Origin of the sequence: Streptomyces spiralis (assembly GCF_014654675.1) — a bacterium.
GTDB lineage: Bacteria > Actinomycetota > Actinomycetes > Streptomycetales > Streptomycetaceae > Streptomyces > Streptomyces spiralis.
Genome location: NZ_BNBC01000058.1, coordinates 40,664 through 58,372 on the forward strand (window position 1 = coordinate 40,664; position 17,709 = coordinate 58,372).

The 17,709-nt window shown below is 71.1% G+C and carries 17 protein-coding genes; 11 read left to right on the forward strand and 6 right to left on the reverse strand.

Annotated elements, in window-relative coordinates:
- Nucleotides 1-41 precede the first annotated feature (41 nt).
- A complete protein-coding gene (locus tag IE318_RS38230; RefSeq protein ID WP_189907511.1) occupies nucleotides 42-806 on the reverse strand; it encodes a 2,3-bisphosphoglycerate-dependent phosphoglycerate mutase in 765 nt (254 codons plus the stop codon).
- 145 nt (nucleotides 807-951) lie between these two features.
- Between IE318_RS38230 and IE318_RS38235 the strand changes: the two genes are divergently transcribed.
- The 5 genes from IE318_RS38235 to IE318_RS38255 all read left to right on the forward strand — a co-directional run bounded on the left by IE318_RS38235 (nucleotide 952) and on the right by IE318_RS38255 (nucleotide 4,853).
- Nucleotides 952-1,275 (forward strand): 2Fe-2S iron-sulfur cluster-binding protein, encoded by a 324-nt coding sequence (locus IE318_RS38235; protein ID WP_030178153.1) that lies wholly within the window; start codon nucleotides 952-954, stop codon nucleotides 1,273-1,275.
- Nucleotides 1,276-1,353: 78 nt separating this feature from the next.
- Nucleotides 1,354-2,640, forward strand: a complete 1,287-nt coding sequence (locus tag IE318_RS38240) for an aromatic ring-hydroxylating dioxygenase subunit alpha (RefSeq protein ID WP_030178154.1) — start codon at nucleotides 1,354-1,356, stop codon at nucleotides 2,638-2,640.
- Nucleotide 2,641: 1 nt separating this feature from the next.
- Nucleotides 2,642-3,124: a hypothetical protein gene (locus tag IE318_RS38245; RefSeq protein WP_030178155.1), complete on the forward strand. Its 483-nt coding sequence runs from the start codon at nucleotides 2,642-2,644 to the stop codon at nucleotides 3,122-3,124.
- A 13-nt stretch (nucleotides 3,125-3,137) separates the two neighbouring features.
- On the forward strand, nucleotides 3,138-3,971 hold the full coding sequence (locus tag IE318_RS38250; protein WP_189907512.1) for a 3-methyl-2-oxobutanoate hydroxymethyltransferase: 834 nt from the start codon (nucleotides 3,138-3,140) through the stop codon (nucleotides 3,969-3,971).
- 30 nt (nucleotides 3,972-4,001) lie between these two features.
- Nucleotides 4,002-4,853 (forward strand): alpha/beta fold hydrolase, encoded by an 852-nt coding sequence (locus tag IE318_RS38255; protein WP_189907513.1) that lies wholly within the window; start codon nucleotides 4,002-4,004, stop codon nucleotides 4,851-4,853.
- A 57-nt stretch (nucleotides 4,854-4,910) separates the two neighbouring features.
- Here the strand turns inward: IE318_RS38255 and rpiB are convergent, their stop codons facing one another.
- Both rpiB and IE318_RS38265 read right to left on the reverse strand, forming a co-directional pair.
- Complete coding sequence (rpiB, locus tag IE318_RS38260) at nucleotides 4,911-5,366, reverse strand: ribose 5-phosphate isomerase B (RefSeq protein WP_189907514.1); 456 nt, start codon at nucleotides 5,364-5,366, stop codon at nucleotides 4,911-4,913.
- A 36-nt stretch (nucleotides 5,367-5,402) separates the two neighbouring features.
- Nucleotides 5,403-6,326: a substrate-binding domain-containing protein gene (locus IE318_RS38265; RefSeq protein ID WP_229904027.1), complete on the reverse strand. Its 924-nt coding sequence runs from the start codon at nucleotides 6,324-6,326 to the stop codon at nucleotides 5,403-5,405.
- A 121-nt stretch (nucleotides 6,327-6,447) separates the two neighbouring features.
- On the opposite strand from IE318_RS38265, the gene IE318_RS38270 reads away from it, so the two are divergent.
- The 4 genes from IE318_RS38270 to IE318_RS38285 are packed head-to-tail and all read left to right on the forward strand — an operon-like array spanning nucleotide 6,448 to nucleotide 10,267.
- The gene (locus IE318_RS38270) at nucleotides 6,448-7,563 is read left to right on the forward strand and encodes a zinc-dependent alcohol dehydrogenase (RefSeq protein ID WP_189907515.1); all 1,116 of its coding nucleotides are present in this window, start codon (nucleotides 6,448-6,450) and stop codon (nucleotides 7,561-7,563) included.
- Nucleotides 7,560-8,255, forward strand: a complete 696-nt coding sequence (locus IE318_RS38275; RefSeq protein WP_189907516.1) for a 4-carboxy-4-hydroxy-2-oxoadipate aldolase/oxaloacetate decarboxylase — start codon at nucleotides 7,560-7,562, stop codon at nucleotides 8,253-8,255. The genes IE318_RS38270 and IE318_RS38275 overlap by 4 nt, the downstream gene beginning before the upstream one ends.
- On the forward strand, nucleotides 8,245-9,267 hold the full coding sequence (locus tag IE318_RS38280; RefSeq protein WP_189907517.1) for an amidohydrolase family protein: 1,023 nt from the start codon (nucleotides 8,245-8,247) through the stop codon (nucleotides 9,265-9,267). The genes IE318_RS38275 and IE318_RS38280 overlap by 11 nt, the downstream gene beginning before the upstream one ends.
- 7 nt (nucleotides 9,268-9,274) lie before the next feature.
- Complete coding sequence (locus IE318_RS38285) at nucleotides 9,275-10,267, forward strand: type 2 periplasmic-binding domain-containing protein (protein ID WP_189907518.1); 993 nt, start codon at nucleotides 9,275-9,277, stop codon at nucleotides 10,265-10,267.
- A gap of 127 nt (nucleotides 10,268-10,394) precedes the next feature.
- Here the strand turns inward: IE318_RS38285 and IE318_RS38290 are convergent, their stop codons facing one another.
- Nucleotides 10,395-11,666 carry an NAD(P)/FAD-dependent oxidoreductase gene (locus IE318_RS38290; protein ID WP_189907519.1) on the reverse strand — a complete coding sequence of 424 codons (1,272 nt, stop codon included), beginning with the start codon at nucleotides 11,664-11,666 and terminating at the stop codon, nucleotides 10,395-10,397.
- 188 nt (nucleotides 11,667-11,854) lie between these two features.
- Between IE318_RS38290 and IE318_RS38295 the strand changes: the two genes are divergently transcribed.
- Together IE318_RS38295 and IE318_RS38300 are read left to right on the forward strand one after the other, a co-directional pair.
- Entirely contained in the window at nucleotides 11,855-12,613 is a 759-nt protein-coding gene (locus tag IE318_RS38295) for a TetR/AcrR family transcriptional regulator (protein ID WP_229904028.1), read from the forward strand.
- Complete coding sequence (locus tag IE318_RS38300; protein ID WP_189907520.1) at nucleotides 12,600-15,053, forward strand: SpoIIE family protein phosphatase; 2,454 nt, start codon at nucleotides 12,600-12,602, stop codon at nucleotides 15,051-15,053. The genes IE318_RS38295 and IE318_RS38300 overlap by 14 nt, the downstream gene beginning before the upstream one ends.
- A 30-nt stretch (nucleotides 15,054-15,083) precedes the next feature.
- Here IE318_RS38300 and IE318_RS38305 read toward each other — a convergent pair whose 3' ends face one another.
- On the reverse strand, nucleotides 15,084-16,226 hold the full coding sequence (locus IE318_RS38305) for a PP2C family protein-serine/threonine phosphatase (protein WP_189907521.1): 1,143 nt from the start codon (nucleotides 16,224-16,226) through the stop codon (nucleotides 15,084-15,086).
- A 96-nt stretch (nucleotides 16,227-16,322) separates the two neighbouring features.
- Nucleotides 16,323-17,393 (reverse strand): glycoside hydrolase family 43 protein, encoded by a 1,071-nt coding sequence (locus IE318_RS38310; protein WP_189907522.1) that lies wholly within the window; start codon nucleotides 17,391-17,393, stop codon nucleotides 16,323-16,325.
- Nucleotides 17,394-17,709 lie beyond the last annotated feature (316 nt).

Below are 17,709 nucleotides of genomic sequence, written 5' to 3' on the forward strand. Positions count from 1 at the left end.
TGGCGGAATTGGTAGAACCATAAGTCCACTGATTGAGGTCGTCAACGAGTCGGACGGGATGATCGCGATCCCTCGGCGGCCACCTCGGCAGCCGCCGCGGCGGCGGCCTCCGGGTCCAGGTACCGGCCGCCGCGGACCAGCGGCACCAGGTGTTCGTCGAGGTCGTAGCGCAGGGGCATGGCCGTGGGAATGTCGAGGGCCGGCAGCTCCTCGGGGCTCAGCCGGTCCAGGTGGGCGACCAGGGCGCGCAGCGAGTTGCTGTGCGCGACGACCAACGTGGTCCGGCCGGCGCGCAGGCCGGGGACCACGGCGTCGTGCCAGTACGGCAGCAGGCGTGCGGTGACGTCGGCGAGTGACTCGGTGCGCGGCATCGACTCGTGGGGGAGGCCGGCGTGGCGCGGGTCGCAGGCGAGCCCGCGGGCCGTGTCCGGGGCGGCCGGCGGGGGTGCCGCGTCGTACGAGCGCCGCCACCGCCGGAACCGCTCCTCGCCGAACTCCCGCAGCACGGCGTTCTTCTCGCGGCCCTGAAGGGCGCCGTAGTGCCGCTCGTTGAGCCGCCAGTTCCGGGTGACGGGGATCCGGGGCCGGCCGGCGGCCTCCAGGGTCAGTGTCGCGGTGCGGATCGCCCGGGTCAGTACGGAGGTGTGGACCAGGTCCGGCAGCAGTCCCGCCTCGCGGAGCAGCCGGCCGCTGTGCCGGGCCTGCCGCTCGCCCCGCGGAGTCAGGTCGACGTCGATCCAGCCGGTGAACCGGTTCTGGGAGTTCCATCCGCTCTCGCCGTGACGGAGCAGGATCAGCGTGCGCATGCCGCCGATTGTGACCGCCTGTTCCGTCTCTTGTTCCCCGTTCCAAGATTCTGGTCTAATGGACAGACCACAGCGCGGACAGTGTGGGGCCGCAGCGTGCCCGTCCGCCGTGGACTTCCGCCGATCGCGAGAGGAAACAGGGACCTTGCCCAAGGTGATCTACGTCGGCAGTGACGGTCCCGAGTACACCGTCGATGCGACGGTCGGGGACTCGGTCATGGCGGCCGCCGTGAGGAACGGCGTTCCGGGAATCGTCGCCGAGTGCGGCGGCAACCAGTCCTGCGCCACCTGCCACGTCTGGGTGCGCGAGGAGTTCGCGCCGCTCGTCGGGCCGCCCGGCGACATGGAGGACGACCTGCTCGACCTGGCCGTAGCCGAACGGCGCGACACCAGCCGACTGTCGTGCCAGATCCGCCTCACCCGGGAACTGGACGGACTCACCGTCGACATCCCCCCGGAGCAGCCCTGAACGCGCCGCCCCGGCAGCACCGCTCAGCACCGAAGCCCACGACCCGCCGGCGGGTCAGTACCTGAAAGGGAAACGGCCGTGCTCAGAAAAGAAATCAACGAGCTGCTCACTCAGACCGGTCCGGGAACACCGATGGGCGAGTTGTTCCGCCAGTACTGGATCCCCGCACTGCTCGCCGAGGAACTCCCGGAGAACGACTGCCCGCCCGTGCGCGTCAAGCTGCTGTCGGAGCGCATGGTCGCCTTCCGCGACAGCGAGGGCCGCTACGGGCTGGTGGACGAGTTCTGCGCGCACCGCGGGGCCTCCCTGTGGTTCGGCCGCAACGAGGGCTCCGGCCTGCGCTGCCCGTACCACGGCTGGAAGTACGACGTGACCGGCCAGTGCGTCGAGGTGCCCTCCGAGGCCGACAACAGCAGCTTCTGCCAGAACGTCCAGCTCACGTCGTACCCGCTGGTGAAGATAGGCGACGTGCTGTGGACCTACATGGGGGACGCGGCGACCCAGCCGCCGCTGCCCGAGTTCGAGTGGATCCACGTACCTGCGGAGCAGACCTACACCTCCAAGCGCTGGCAGCAGTGCAACTGGCTGCAGGCCTTCGAGGGCGGCATCGACTCCAGCCATGTCACGTTCCTGCACTCCGGCGGTCTGAAGACCGACCCGCTGTTCCGGGGCGCCAAGGGCAACGAGTACAACATGAACGACACCAAGCCCTTCTTCGAGGTCGCCGACAGCGACGGCGGGCTCTTCGTGGGCGCCCGGCGCAACGCCGAGGAGGGCAAGTACTACTGGCGGATCACGCCCTATGTGATGCCGGCGTTCACCATGGTCCCGCCGCGCGGCGACCATCCGGTGCACGGCCATTTCTGGGTGCCGATCGACGACGAGAACTGCTGGACCTACTCCTTCGACTACCACCCCGTACGGGCCCTGACCGAGACCGAGCGGCAGGCGATGATCGACGGCCACGGCGTCCACAGCAAGAACATCCCGGGCACCTACCGGCCGGTCGCCAACATGGACAACGACTACCTCATCGACCGTGAGGCACAGAAGCGCGGCGAGACCTACTCCGGCGTGGCCGGCATCGCCATGCAGGACGCCTCCCTCCAGGAGAGCATGGGCCCGATCGTCGACCGCACCAAGGAGCGGCTGGTGCCCGCCGACAGCGGCATCATCAAGGCCCGCCAGAAGCTGCGCAAGGCCGCCGTCGCGCTGCGCGACGAGGGTGTCACCCCGCCCGGGGTGGACCCGGAGCACCACCGGGTCCGGTCGGCGGCCGTGGTGCTGCCGCAGGCGGAGTCCTTCCTGGACTCCTGCCGTGACGCGGTGAAGGTCACCCCCGGCGTCCCGCAGACCACGGTGTGAGATGGCGACGGCGACCATGCATGTGAGCGAGAGCGCCCGCGCCGCCTCCGCGGCCGAGTCGCGCTTCCGTATCGACGTCCCGATCGCACCGGCCCGCGCCGCCCGCGTCGTCGCGCTGGACGAGCGGGCGGCCTCGGTGGCGCGCCGCCTGGCCGAACGCCCCTGGGCGCACGCCCGGTTCTACACCGGCGGCGCCGCGGACGGGCTGCTGCACGAGCTCGACGGGACGGCCACCCCGCTGGAGGAGGCCCTGACGGGCAGCGACGTGGTCGTCGTCCTCGCCACCGAGGACGGCGGCCGGGCCACCGCGGCGGCGATCGGACGGATCTGCGGCCGCCGCGGGATCACCACCGCGGGGGTCGTCCTGGGCGACGGCTTCGAGGCCGACGACGCCATCGCCGCCCTGCGGCCGTACGCCCGCGTACTGCTGCTGTCCGCCGACGAGAGCGACACCCTGGAACTGCTCACCGCCCTCAGGGTCTAGGAGGCCGTAGGACATGTCCGAGAAGGTCACGCTGCGCGGTCTGCGGCGGATGAAGGACGAGGGGCGCAAGATCGTCGGAGTGGTGGCCTGGGACTGCCAGGTCGCGCGCATCGTGGACCGGGCCGGGGTGGATCTCGTCTCGGTCGGCGACACGGTGGGCGTGAACCTGTGGGGGCACGACAACCCCTTCGAGGTGACGATGGATCAGATGATCACGGTCGCCCGAGCGGTCCGGCGAGGGGTCGAACGAGCCCTGCTGAGCGTCGACTTCCCGTTCGGGCCGCTGCAGCAGGGCACCGCCGACGCGGTGCGGGCGGCCGTCCGGTTCGTCAAGGAAGCCGGGGTCGACATGGTCAAGCTCGACGCGGCCGCCGACTTCCCCGAGGCGGTCGAGGCGATCACCCGCGCCGGCATCCCGGTGTTCGCGCAGTTCGGCATCACCCCGCAGACCGCGCTGCGCTACGGCGTCGAGTACAACGCGGTGCCCACGTCGGCCGACCAGGTGCCGGTGGAGATGAGGGACGCCATGGTGGCGCAGGCCAAACGGCTCGAGGAGGCCGGTGCCGCCCTGCTCAACTTCACCAATTCCGGTCCCGTGGTGGGCGCCGCCGTCGCCGAGGCCGTCCGTGTGCCCGTGGTCGGCGGCTTCGGCGGCGGCCCGTGGCTCGACGGGCGGATGCGCATGGCCCACGCGGCCATCGGCTACGCCGCCTCGGCGCTCGACGATCCGCCGGACACCTACGCCAACGTCGCCCGGATCATGTTCGACGCGATCACGGCCTACGCCGCGGACGTGCGAGCGGCACGCCAGGTCGCCGGCGGTGTACCCGTCCCGCCGGCGGCCTGACCAGTCGGCCGAAGCGAAAGGAGCAACATCGTGCCCATCGCCGTCGTCGACGGGATCGCCACCCGCTACGAGGTGGCGGGATCGGGGCCGCCTCTGCTGATGTTCTCGCCCGGAGGCTTCGACTCCAGCCTGGAGAGCTGGCGGACGGTGGGGATCTACCGCCGTCTGCGCCTGCTCGACCACCTCACGGAGAAATTCACCTGCGTCACCTTCGACCGGCGCGAGTCCGGCCGGTCCGGGGGCCGGCTGGAACGGATCTCCTGGGCGGACTACGTCCGCCAGGGCGTCGGCCTGCTCGACCACCTCGGGATCGAACGGGCGCACCTGATGGGCGGCTGCGTGGGCTGTTCCACCGCCGCCGCCCTCGCGGTCGCCCATCCGGAGCGGGTGCTCAGCATGGTGCTGTACTCCCCGGCGGGCGGGGTGAAGTACCGGATGAAGCAGCACGAGCGGTTCCGCCATCACCTCGGCCACGCGGACGAGCACGGCCTCGCCGAAGTGGTCTCCCTGGTGCGCGGCTCGGATGCGGGGTTCACCAAGGACCCCCGCGTCGGACCCTGGGCGCACGTCATCCGAGCGGACCCCGGCTTCGCCGACGCCTACGCGCGCACCGACCCCGACCGCTACCGGACGGCCGTCACCGGCATGGCCCGGCTGCTGTTCGACCGTGACACCGTGCCCGGCGCGGAACCGGAGGACCTGCTCGGGCTCGACGTCCCGGCCCTGATCGTGCCGGGACAGGACACCTCCCACGCGCCGTCGGCCGCGCGCTACTTGCAGGAGTGTCTGCCGGTCAACGAGTACTGGGACGTGCCGGTGGCCGAGCAGACCGAGGAGTCGGCTCCCGCCCGGGTGCTGGAGTTCCTCGGCCGGGTGCCCTGACCGCGCGGGAAACCGGGCGCGGCCGCGAAGGAAGGACGCGGCCGCGCCCTGCTTCCGTCACCGCTGCCGCCCTTCCTCTCGTTCCAGCGCGGCGATCTGCTCCAGCCGCCGCGCGTGGACGCCGCCGTTGAACGGGGTGGACAGCCACGTCTCGACGATCTCCTCGGCAAGCTCCGGGGAGAGGACCTTGGCGGCCAGCACGAGGACGTTGGAGTCGTTGTTGCCCCGGGAGATCCTGGTGCTCCACAGATCGTGGCAGAGCCCGGCGCGTATTCCCCGGACCTTGTTGCAGGCGATGGTCTCGCCGAGCCCGCTGCCGCCGAGCACGATGCCGCGCTCGGCGGTGCCGTCCACCACCTGCCGGCACACCTCGGCGCACAGCGGCGGATAGTCGACCGTCTCCTCGGAGTGGCTGCCTCGGTCGTCGACGGTGTGCCCGTGCGCCGTCAGCCAGGCGGTGAGGCGGGCCTTGAGGGCGTGGCCGTTGTGGTCGGCGGCGATGGTGATGCGCATGGGAGTTTCCCTCCGACGTCGGACAGCGGGACCGGCTCAGGCGATCAGCGTGCGCGTGCCCTCGGCGAACAGCGTGTCCAGCGGCATGGGACGGTCCAGGATGCGCTGGTCGACGGCGTGCCGCAGCAACTCCTCAAGGACGGCGCGGTTGGGTTCCATGCCGTACGGCAGTGGATCCGTGCCCGTCGTCTCCAGCACCCGCCGGTACATGCGGTCCGTCGCGGTGGGGGAGTCGATGGCTCCGCGGCGCAGCCGGTCCACGTACAGCTGCTTGGCGCGCGCGAACGCGTCGAAGACCAGCTCACCCAACTCGGGTCGCGCTTCCAGCAGTTCGTCGCGGATCACGATCAGGTGGTTGATCGGATAGAGCCCGCGTTCACGCAGCGCGGTGAAGCCCGCCTCCTGGGAGTCGGGGATCAGCGGGGCCAGGGCGGGGGAGTCGGGCCGGGGTCCGATCACCGCGGCCAGGTCGCCGGCGAGCACCATGTCCTCCAGTGACCCGCCCGGCTCCATGGGGACGACGTTGGCCGGCGGCCGGTACTCCGCCACGTGTTCGTCGCCCGACAGCACCCAGGTGACCTGGTCGAGGTCGACGCCGTACTCCTCCCGCAGGACGGCCCGCGCCCACACCCCGGTGGTCACCGTGTAGCCCCGGCTGACACCGACCCTGCGGCCCTGAAGGTCCTTGGGGCCGCGCACGTCCGAGGCCGGATCGTGGAAGATCGCGCCGTGGTGGAAACCGCGCACCAGGAAGACCGGCACCGCGGTGAACCGTGCGCCGTGCGCCTTCGCCACCAGATAGGTCGTCAGGGCCATCTCGCTGACGTCGAACTCCAGGCCCCGCACCATGCGCCGGAACGCGTGGACGAGTACGGGCACCTCCTCGAAGTCGAAGCGGAAGCCGCGGGGAGTGACCTCCCCGGTCTTGAGGGCCTCGTTGTTGCCCTGTGTGCGGGTCACGGTCCTGAGCTGAGGTAGGGCCATCATGGCCGGAAAGGTAGCATGGTTAGTCCATAAGTCCATAGACTGCGTCCCGGTGGTCCCGGTGGGACACCACACCGAACCGTGAGGAGACGACGTCATGGCGGAACACGTGCTGGCGGCGGTCAGAACGGCCCCCGGGCGGACGGAACTGCGTGAGTTCCCGATGCCGGACATCCCCGACGACGGGGCCCTGCTGAAGGTGGAGGTCGCCGGGATCTGCGGCACCGACGTGAAGATGTACGGCAAGCCGCCGTTCGCCGACCCGGTGATCATGGGGCATGAGAACGTCGGCGTCATCGCCCGGGCCGGACGCACCTTCACCGAGCGCAAGGGCCTGGCCGAGGGCGACCGGGTCTTCGTCGAACACTACGTCGGCTGCTACCGGTGCGAGTGGTGCCACCGGGGCGAGTACCGGCACTGCGAGGCCACCGACTGGCGCACCAACCCCGACGCCCGCCGCTACGGCTACACCTCGGCGAACCACCCCTACCACCTCTGGGGCGGTTTCGCGCAGTACCTCTACCTGCCGTGGAACGCGGTGACACACCGTGTGCCCGACGGCGTCTCGGCCGAACTGGCCGGCCTGGTCACCCCGTTGTCGAACGGCATCGAGTGGGCACTGGTCACGGCCGGCGTCGGCTACGCCTCCACCGTCCTCATCCAGGGACCCGGTCAGCAGGGCCTTTCCCAGGTCGTCGCCTGCAAGCAGGCCGGCGCCTCCCTGATCATCGTCACCGGCACGACACGCGACGCGGCGCGGCTGTCCCTGGCCCGGGAGCTGGGCGCCGACCACGTCATCGACGTGACGCAGCAGGACGCCCTCGCCCGGGTCCTGGAGATCACCGGCGGACGCGGCGTCGACGTCGTCCTGGACTGCACCGCGGGCGCGGGCACCGCACCCGTCCTGCTCGGCATCGACGCACTCAAGCGACGCGAGGGCACCATGGTGGTCCAGGGCGAACTGGCCGCCTTCCCCGACTTCCCGCTCAAGAAGCTCACGGAGAAGTCCATCGCCCTCAAGAGCGCCCGCGGCCACAGCTACCGCTCCTGCGAACTTGCCCTGGAGCAGCTCGCCTCGGGCCGCTTCCCGCTGGAGAAGCTCAGCACCCACAGCTTCCCGCTGGCCGAGGCCGACCGCGCCATCCGCACCGTCGGCGGCGAGACGGGCGAGGACGCCGTGCACGTCTCCCTGCTGCCCTGGGCGGCGGCATGAGCGTCGTCGTCCGCAACCCGCGCCGCGCCGACCGCGCGATCGTCGACGCCCTCGCCGGAATCGGCGCCGCCACCGTCCACGAGGCCCAGGGCCGTACCGGACTCCTCGACACCGCGCTGCGCCCCGTCTGGGCGGGTGCGCACATCGCGGGCACCGCCGTCACCGTCAGCGTGCCGCCCGGGGACAACTGGATGCTCCATGTCGCCGTGGAGCAGTGCCAGGACGGCGACGTCCTCGTGGTGGCCCCCACATCACCGTCCCAGGCGGGCTACTTCGGCGACCTGCTCGCCACCGCGGTCGCCGCGCGGGGCGTGCGGGGCCTGGTCATCGACGCCGGCTGCCGGGACGTGGCCGACCTGCGGCGCATGGGCTTTCCCGTCTGGGCCCGGCACATCAGCGCCTACGGCACGGTCAAGGAGACCCTCGGCGACGTCAACACCCCCATCGTCTGCGGCGGTCAGCGGATCGACCCCGGCGACGTGATCGTCGCCGACGACGACGGCGTGGTCGTCGTGCCCCGCCGCGCGGCCGGCGCGGTGCTCACGGCCTGCCGGGCCCGGGAGGAGAAGGAGGCCGCCAACCGCAAGCGCTACGCGAGCGGCGAGCTCAGCCTCGACGTGGGCGCGATGCGCGAGCGACTCGCCCGCAAGGGCCTGACCTACGTCGACCAGGAGCCGAACCATGATCATTGACGTGCACGGCCACTACACCACCGCCCCGAAGCAGCACCAGGCCTTCCGCGACGCCCAGCTCGCCCGCCTCGCCGACCCGTCGCTGCCCGCCCCCCGACCCGCCGCGATCAGCGACGACGCGATCCGTGAGAGCGTGCGGAACAACCAGCTCAAGCTGCTCCGGGAGCGCGGCGGCGACCTGATGCTCTTCTCGCCCAAGGCCTCCGGCATGGAGCACCACGTCCCGGACCCGGCCACCGCACGGGCCTGGGCGCGTGCGAACAACGACCTCGTGCACCGCGCCGTCGAACTGTTCCCGCGGCACTTCGCGGCCGTCTGCCAGCTGCCGCAGACACCGGGCGGCAGCCTCGACGACGCGACAGCCGAACTGCGCCGCTGCGTGGAGACGTTGGGCTTCGTCGGCTGCAACCTCAACCCGGACCCGTCCGGCGGCCACTGGACCTCGCCGCCGCTCACCGACCCCTACTGGTTCCCCCTGTACGAGGCGATGACCGAGCTGGACGTGCCCGCGATGGTGCATGTCTCGGCGTCCTGCAACCCCAACTTCCATGCGCTGGGCGCCCATTACCTCAACGCGGACACCTCGGCGTTCATGCAGTTCGTCGAGGGCGACCTCTTCTCCCGCTTCCCGACGCTGCGGTTCGTCATCCCGCACGGCGGGGGAGCGGTGCCCTACCACTGGGGCCGCTATCGGGGGCTGGCCGTGCGGCTGGGCCGGCCCGACCCGGCCGAGCTGCTGAGGAACAACGTCTTCTTCGACACCTGTGTCTACCACCAGGCCGGCATCGATCTGCTGCACCGGGTCATCGGCGCCGACAACATCCTGTTCGCCTCCGAGATGCTGGGCGCCGTACGCGGTGCCGACCCGGACACCGGCATCCCCTGGGACGACACGAAGACGTACGTCGACCGCACCGGGCTCACCGACGACGAGCGCCACAAGGTCTACGAGGCCAACGCCCGGCGCGTCTACCCGCGCCTGGACGCACGGCTGACCGCGGAAGGAAGGTAACCCGCCCATGGCCCCACTGCACCTCACCTTCGCCTGCGGCGACTACGACCGCACGCGCGCCCTGGCGGAGGGCACCGTCCGCGCCGACGGCATCGATCTGACGTATCTGCGGCTGCCGGTGGAGGAGACCTTCTTCCGGATGATGCGCCACCAGGAATTCGAGGTGGCGGAGCTGTCGCTGTCCTCCTACGTCCTGTCGCTGCGCACCGACCCCTCGCCCTTCGTGGCCCTGCCGGTCTTCACCTCCCGCATGTTCCGGCACGGCTCGCTCTACTGTCACGCCGACGCGGGCATCACCCGGCCGGAGGACCTGCGTGGCAAACGCGTCGGCACCCCGGAGTACCAGCTGACCGCCTGTGTGTGGATGCGCGGCATCCTCGCCGACCGGCACGGTGTGCCCGTCGACTCGGTCAGCTACCTCACCGGCGGACAGGAGACGCCGGGCCGCATCGAGAAGGCGGGCGTCGACCTGCCGGACTCGCTGAGCATCAGCCGCATCCCAGAGGACCGCACGCTCGCCGCGATGCTCGCCGATGGCGAGATCGACGCCCTGTGCACCCCGCGGGTACCGAGCCCGTTCGTCGCAGGCGACCCGCGCGTGCGCCGGGTGTTCCCGGACGTGATCGCCGCCGAGAAGGAGTACTACGCGGCCACCGGCATCTTCCCCGTCATGCACGTCGTGGTGATCCGGAGGGACGTCTACGACCGTCACCGCTGGGTCGCGCAGTCCCTCTACAAGGCCCTGCTGGCGGCGAAGGACGCCGCGTACGAGAGCCTGTACGACACCTCCGCCCTGCGGTTCATGCTGCCCTGGCTCACGCCCCAGCTGGAGGAGACCCGAGCCCTGCTGGGCAAGGACTACTGGTCCTACGGCGTCGAGGGCAACCGCGAGACACTGGAGGCGTTCCTGCGCTACCACCACGAGCAGGGGCTCTCCGCCCGGCTGTGGCGGCCCGAGGAACTGTTCGCCCCGGAGTCGCTGGAGTCGGCGGTCATCTGACGGGCCGGGCCGTCAGCCCATGGCGCACCTCGCGCCGTCCCGGGTCAGTGCCACCTGGCCCGGGACGGCAGCACGGTCAGTGCCGTGCCGGACCGCTTCGAGGCGGTCGCGCCGTCCCGGTGCGGTATCAGGGCGAGGGCACCGCCGGGCGCCGGCGGGCGGCCAGCAGGGACTTCAGGGGCGTGCCCGGGTCACCCGCGAGAGACGGCGGGACACTCGCCCCGTCCATGAGGGCTCTGCGTACGGCCATGTACTCGGCGGGGCTGTTGACGGCGTCGATCGCCAGCAGTTCCCCCTGACGGTAGTAGAGGACGGAGAAGCGTTCACTGTCCGGCTCGCCCCGCACGACGTACTCGTCATAGCCCGTCGACAACCCGGCGATCTGGAGTTTGAGGTCGCCCTGGTACGACCAGAACCAGGGCACGGGCGCGGCCCCGACGGGCCGGCCGAGCAGCGAGGCGGCGGCGGCCGTTGCCTGCGCGACGGCGTTCTGCACCGACTCCAGGCGCACGGTGCCCACGCCCGTCACCGGATGCGGCTGGACGGTGCAGTCGCCGGCGGCGCGGATGTGCGGGTTGCTGGTGCGGGCGTGGGCGTCGACGACGATGCCGCGGTCGCAGGCGAGTCCCAGCTGCTCGGCGAGTTCGGTGCGGGGCACCACACCGACCCCCACCACGACGAGATCGGCCGGCAGCACGGCGCCGTCCGCGAGCCGGACCGCCGTCACCCGGCCGTCGGCGCCCTCGAAGCCGGCGACGGCCGCCGACAGCAGCACGCGGGTGCCGCGCCGCAGATGGGCCTGCCGGTAGAACTCCGAGACGACGGGGGCCACGGCTCGGGAGATCAGCCGCTCGGCGGCCTCGACGACGGTGACCTCCTTGCCGAGCGCACGGGCCGCCGCGGCGACCTCCAGACCGATGAATCCGCCTCCGACGACCACCACGCGAGCGCTGGATTCCAGGCGTCCGCGCAGGTCCGCGGCGTCGTCACGGTCGCGCAGACAGCTGATGCCGTCGAGGTCGGCCCCGGGCACGGACAGTCTCCGCGGCGCGGCGCCCACCGTCAGTGCCAGCCGGTCGAAGGGGAAGGAGCGGCCGTCTGCCGTTCTCGCGACGCCCGAGCCGGGGCGGCCGGAGGAGGCGAGGGTGACCTCCGTGACGCGCCGGCCGCTGACGAGGTCGATGCCGGCGTCGGCGTAGTAGGAGGCGGCGCGCAGGGCGAGCGACTCCGCATCGCTCTCTCCGCTCAGGAACTCCTTCGACAGGGGCGGTCGCTGGTAGGGCGGATGGATCTCCTCACCCACCAGAGTGATCGGCCGGTTGTCCCCGAACTGCCGCAGCGATGCGGCCAGTTGGAGACCGGCCTGACTGGCGCCGACGATGAGCGTTCCGCCCGCCATGGGGTGGCCCCTCCCTCTCGACCTTCTTTGATGTCAGACCATTATACCAATCGTGTGGGTGGGGTGGTGGTGGCCCGGCGGTTGACAGGGTGCCCGTCGAGGGGGTGGCGTCGAACCACTCTCCGTTTCGCGCATAAAAGTCCTATCAATGAGATTGAAATTGCGATAACAGCGATAAAATCGGGTACGTGTGGGAACGTGCCGTGTATACCCGGGAACGGGTTCTGTGCGCCGCAGCGGATCTCCTGAGCCGTGAGGGCCGTGCGGCCATCTCCACGCGTGCGGTGAGCGCGGCGGCCGGGGTGCAGCCACCGACGCTGTACCGGCTGTTCGGAGACAAGGACGGGCTGCTCGACGCGCTCGCCGCCTACGGGTTCCGGCAGTACCTCCGCGAGAAGCAGAGCCTGGAGGAGACCGACGACCCCGTCGCCGACCTGCGCCGGTCCTGGGACCTGCACGTGGAGTTCGGCCTGTCCCGGCCGGGCTTCTACGTGCTGATGTACGGCGAGGGGCGGTACCGCGGCGGGATTCCCGGAGGACTCGAGACCATCGCGATCCTGCGCCGGAACATCGCGCGGGTGGCGGACGCCGGCCGGCTCCGCATGAGCGTGGAGCGCGCCACGCAACTCATGCACGCCAACGGTATCGGTGTCGTGCTCTCACTGATCGCGACGCCGCCGGGCGAGCGGAATCTCGAACTGGCGGCCGTGGCGCGCGAACACGTGCTGCGCACGATCACCACCACGGGCACCGGCGACCAGGAGGAGGGCACGGACGTCGCACGCCGGGCCGCGGCCCTGCGCGAGGCGTTGCTCGACAGCGACACCACCGTGATGACGCGCTCCGAGCGAGCCCTCCTGGCGGACTGGCTCGACCGCCTCGCCGACACGGGCCCTGCCGCCCGAGAGACACCCGGTAGAAGGGACGGCCCCGATGGCCAGAACTGAGGAGACGACGCCGAGCACCGGACGGGGGACCGGGCCCACGATGGGCGCGGCCATGGCGGTCGTGGACGCGGACGGGTCGGTGATCGCGTGGACGCGGGCGGCGCAGCGGCTGACCGGCCGTCCGGCCGCGGAGGCGGTCGGCCGCCCGGCCGCGCAGATGCTGGCCGTGCCCGAGTACGCCCGGAAGGCATCCGCACACGCGGACCGGGGCCGCTCCGGTGACAGCTGGTCCGGGATCGTCGGGCTCCGCCGACGGGACGGCAGCACCGTGCACGCGCACCTGCGGGCGTGCCCGCTCGCGGGGCAGGGCGGAAGGACCCAGTGGCTGGTCACCGCGGTGGAGGCGACGGACGCCGTCACGGGGCCCCTCAGCGCTGCGGGGGTGGAGGCGCTGCTGTCCGGCACGCCGATAGGCATCGTCGTCCGCGATCCCGCCCTGCGTTGCGTCTGGGTGAACGACGCACTGGCACTCCAGGACGGCATCCCCCGCGAGAAACGGCTCGGACGACGGCTGACGGAGGTGCTGCCGGGACCGGAGACCGAATCGGCGGAGGCGGTGATGCGCCAGGTCCTGCACACCGGCACCCCGATGATCGACCACGCCTACCGGGCGTGGCCGGCGACCGACGGCCGCCAGGAGCATTCGTTCTCGACCTCCTTCTTCCGCCTCGAGGACGCCCAGGGGCACACCCTGGGGGTGTGCGCCATGAGTGTCGACGTGACCGACAGACAGCGGGCACGTGAACGCCTGGCCATGCTCAGCGAGGCCGGCACCCGGATCGGCACCACGCTGGACGTGATGCGGACCGGGCAGGAACTCGCCGACCTCGTCGTGCCGCGCGTCGCGGACTACGTCACCGTCGACCTGGTGGATTCGGTCCCGCGGGGCGAGGAGTCGCTGACCCGGCTCGGCGCGCCGAACAGGCACATACCGGCCTTCCGCCGAGCGGGTGTGGCCTCGATCCACGAGGGGACTCCGGAGTCCCTGTGGGCGCGCGGGGATCCCGTGTTCGTCCCGACGTCCTCGCCCTTCACGGATGTCCTGACCTCGGGCAGATCCCATCTCGAACCGGTGCTCGACACCTCGCTCGGCACCTGGCTCGACCGGGACCGGGAGCGGCTGGACAAGATCCGCGAGCACCGGATGCACTCCATGATGATCGTGCCGATCCACGCACGCGGTGCCGTACTGGGCGTGGCGGTCTTCGTGCGCATGGACGACTCCGCGCCGTTCGAAGCCGACGATCTGGGCTTCGCCGAGGAACTCGTCGCCCGCGCCGCGCTGTCTCTGGACAACGCCCGCCGCTATGTGCGCGAGCGCACCGCGTCGCTCGCCCTTCAGCGCAACCTGCTGCCCCGGCACCTCACCGGAGGGGCGGCCGTGGAGGTGGCCTCCCGCTACCTTCCCTCCGACACGCACGACGGGGTGGGAGGGGACTGGTTCGACGTCATCCCGCTGTCCGGCGCCCGGGTGGCGCTCGTCGTGGGCGACGTCGTCGGACACGGCATCAACGCCGCGGCGGCCATGGGCCGGCTCCGCGCGGCGGTCCACACGCTCGCGAACCTGGACCTGCCCCCCGACGAGCTGCTGGCACATCTCGACGACACGATCTGGCGCCTCGCCGACGAGGCGGCCGACATCCACGGGCACGCCACCACGGAGGCGGGCGCCACCTGCCTGTACGCCGTCTACGACCCGGTCACCCGGTGCTGCGCGATGGCACGGGCGGGTCACCCGCCGCCCGTGGTCATATCGGCGCAGGGGCGGGTCACGATCCCCGACCTGCCCTCGGGTCTGCCGCTCGGCGTCGGGCAGGCCTCCTTCGAGGCCGTGGAGCTGGAACTGCCCGAGGGCAGTGTGCTCGCCCTCTACACGGACGGACTGGTCGAGAGGCGTGACGAGGACATCGAGGCCGGAATGCATCGCCTCGGCACCCTCCTCGCACAGCCGGACCGCCCCCTGGAAGAACTCTGCTCGGCCGTCCTCGACACCCTTCCCACCAAGGCGCTCCTCGACGACGCCACCCTGCTCCTGGCCCGGACGCGCTCGCTCAGTCCCGCACAGGTCGCCTGCTGGAACCTGCCGGACGAGCCGGCCGCCGTCGCGCACGCCAGGGCCCTGGCCACCGCGCGGCTCACCGAGTGGGGACTGGAGCGTGTCGCGGACACCACCGAGCTGATCGTCAGTGAGCTGGTCACCAACGCCATTCGGCACGGTGCCGCACCGATCACCCTGCGCCTCATCCGGCACCACGTCCTGGTCTGCGAGGTGACCGACGCGAGCGACACCGTCCCGCGCCTGCGGCATGCCCGGGTGACGGACGAGGGCGGCCGAGGCCTCTTCCTCGTGTCACAGATGTCCAGCCGACGAGGCACCCGCTACTCACCCGCCGGCAAGACGGTGTGGGCCGAACAGGAGATCGACGCGACCCGGATTTGAAGGACATGTGAGCGGCCGGCCTCCGGCGGGTCAGGCGGCCGTCGGCTGCCCGTCGCGCTCCAGGGCGATCATGGCCATGTCGTCGTTGAGCCGTCCGCCGACGTACGTCTCCAGATCGGCGGTGATCCTTCGGAGCAGCTGATCGGGCCGGTGGTCCGCCCAGGCCGCGACGCGTTCGGCGAGCGGATAGAACACGCCTCGGCGGTCGCGGGCCTCGGTGACACCGTCGGTGTAGAGCAGCAGCCGGTCACCGGGAGCGAAGGGGAAGGACACGGGGGCGTACGCCCCTTCGGAGATCACGCCGAGCCCGAGCGGAGGCGCGGGCTCGGGTACCGCGAGGGTCGCCGTGGCGGCGCCGGGGCGCAGCAGCAGCGGCGGTGGATGCCCGCAACTGATCACGTGCACCACCGGCTGCTCGTCGGGGATGTCCAGCAGTACGGCGGTCACGAACCGCTCGGGTACGTCCTCCGCGGGCTCCGAGAACTCGCGCAGACCCCAGCGGACCGAGTCCTCCACGTAGGCCGCCAGTTCCGGCAGCGGCATCTCGCGGTGGGCGGCGGAACGGAAGGCGCCCAGCGCGATGGCCGTGTCGCTGATCGTGGCCAGGCCCTTGCCGCGTACGTCCCCGATGATCAGCCGGGTCGATCCGCCGGTGCGTACCACGGCGTACAGGTCGCCGCCGATGCCCGTGTCGGCCTCGGCGCTGCGGTAGGCCGAGGCCAGGGACACCGGGCCGGCCCGCTCGGGAAGCGGGCGCAGCACGACTCGCTGGGTCGCGTCGGACACCGTGCGCACCCGGATCAGCTCCCGCTCCCGCCGGTTCCGCAGAGACGTGAAGAACACCAGGAGGCCGCAGAGCACGGCGAGCGAGGAGAGTTCGACGATGACACTCTCGGTCGTCAGGGTTCTTCGCTCCACCGCGGCGCCGACCAGCGCGAGGACCGCGAAGGCGCCGACCAGCGCGGTGGGCCGCGGACCGGTGCCCATGGCGGTGATCGCCACGGCGACGACCAGCAGGTGGGCGAGGTGAATGTCCGGGGGCAGGAATCCGTCGGCGACGGGAATGGCCACGATCAGCAGCACGGGCCCGATCAGCCAGTGTGGTTGCGGGCACGCCCGCCACCACTCGCGCAGCTTCTCGGCCACGGACGTCGTCATGCACACCGTACTCATGCCGTGCTCCAGCCCTGGGCCCCCTGGGCCCAAACTCTCACATCTCTGTGAGATTAACCATGAAACGGTCGACAGTGATGCCCCGCGGGAGCCGGGTCACTCGAAGAACTTCAGGCTCCAGCCGGTGTCGGTGTTCGGGCCGGGAACGTTGGCGCGGCTGTAGGTGGTGCTGCCCCACCAGCAGAACGTGCCGGTGTACCAGTAGCGGTTCTCCCACGTGTACGGCGTGCCCTTGGGCACCGCGTGGAACATCAGCGGGAACGTCGGCCCCGCCGGAGGGCTCGTGGCGATGTCGCCGTCCAGCAGGACGAAGGTGTGGTGGCCGGGGCCGTTGACGTACAGGGTCGGGTCCCAGCCGCGCATCATCGTCGCGGCGTTGGAGCCGAACAGGCAGCCGTTCGACTTGTACCAGTCCCACACGTACGTCGGGTCGCCGCCGGCCCGCAGCCTCAGATCGGCCAGGCAGTACTGATCGCTCCAGCTGCCGTTGGCCGAGTACACGATGTGCAACTGCCCGTTCGGGTCCTTGATCGCCTCGGGCGCCTCGTTGATGAACGGGTTGCCGACCACGCGCTCCCAGCCCTCCCGCGGCTGGGAGATGATGTACCGCGCTCCGGCCGGGGTGGTAGGGCTGCTCATCCGGGCGATGTAGAGGTTCTGCTCGACGTTGGTGTCGCCGGCCCAGCCCGACCAGACGAGCCAGCGCTGCCCGCCGAAGGTGAACAGGGTTCCGTCGATGGCCCACTTGTCGTCCGGCAGCGCCAGCTTCGTCTCGGCGGTGTATCCGCTGTCCGGCGTGGCGGAGCTGATCACGTACATCCGGTGGGCGGCTCCGGCGCCGGCCGAGAAGTAGATGTAGTAGCGCCCGCCGTCTCTCACGATCTCCGGTGCCCAGACCTCGCCCCGGCCCCGCGTGTCCGACCAGACCTGCCGTGCCGGCGCCGAGGCGAGACCGGCCGTGGACGCCGCCTGCCGTACGACGATGCCGCCGCCGGTCGACTGCACCGCGATGTAGGTGCCCCCGACCCGCAGGACGCTCGGGTCCGCGGCCCGCAGGCCGGTCTGCCCCGCCTGGGCGGGCTGCGCGGACGTCAGGGACATCACGGCGGCGAGGAGGCCGGACAGTACGAAGGCCGCAGCCCCCGACAGGCGGCGAGAAAGTCTCATGGTCCCGTCCTGTTTCGCTCGGTTCCGTTCATTTCCGTTCTGTTCCGTGCGACGAGAGCGCTCTCGCAGCATCACCGATTTGTGGCGAGCATGTCAACGCATGCCGCGTGCGGCGTCCACACATGGGAGTCCCGGCCCGATTACGGCGGGCCGGGACTCTCGAGTGGTGCTTGTGGTGCTTTGGTGCTTGTGGTGCTTGTGATGGTGCTGCGTTGTGTTGTGCAGAGAGGTCGGGGATCAGTAGTCGCCGCCGTCGTCGTCGTAGCCCTTGTCGCCGTGGTGGCGGTCGATGACGCGGAAGCTGGCCACCACTCCG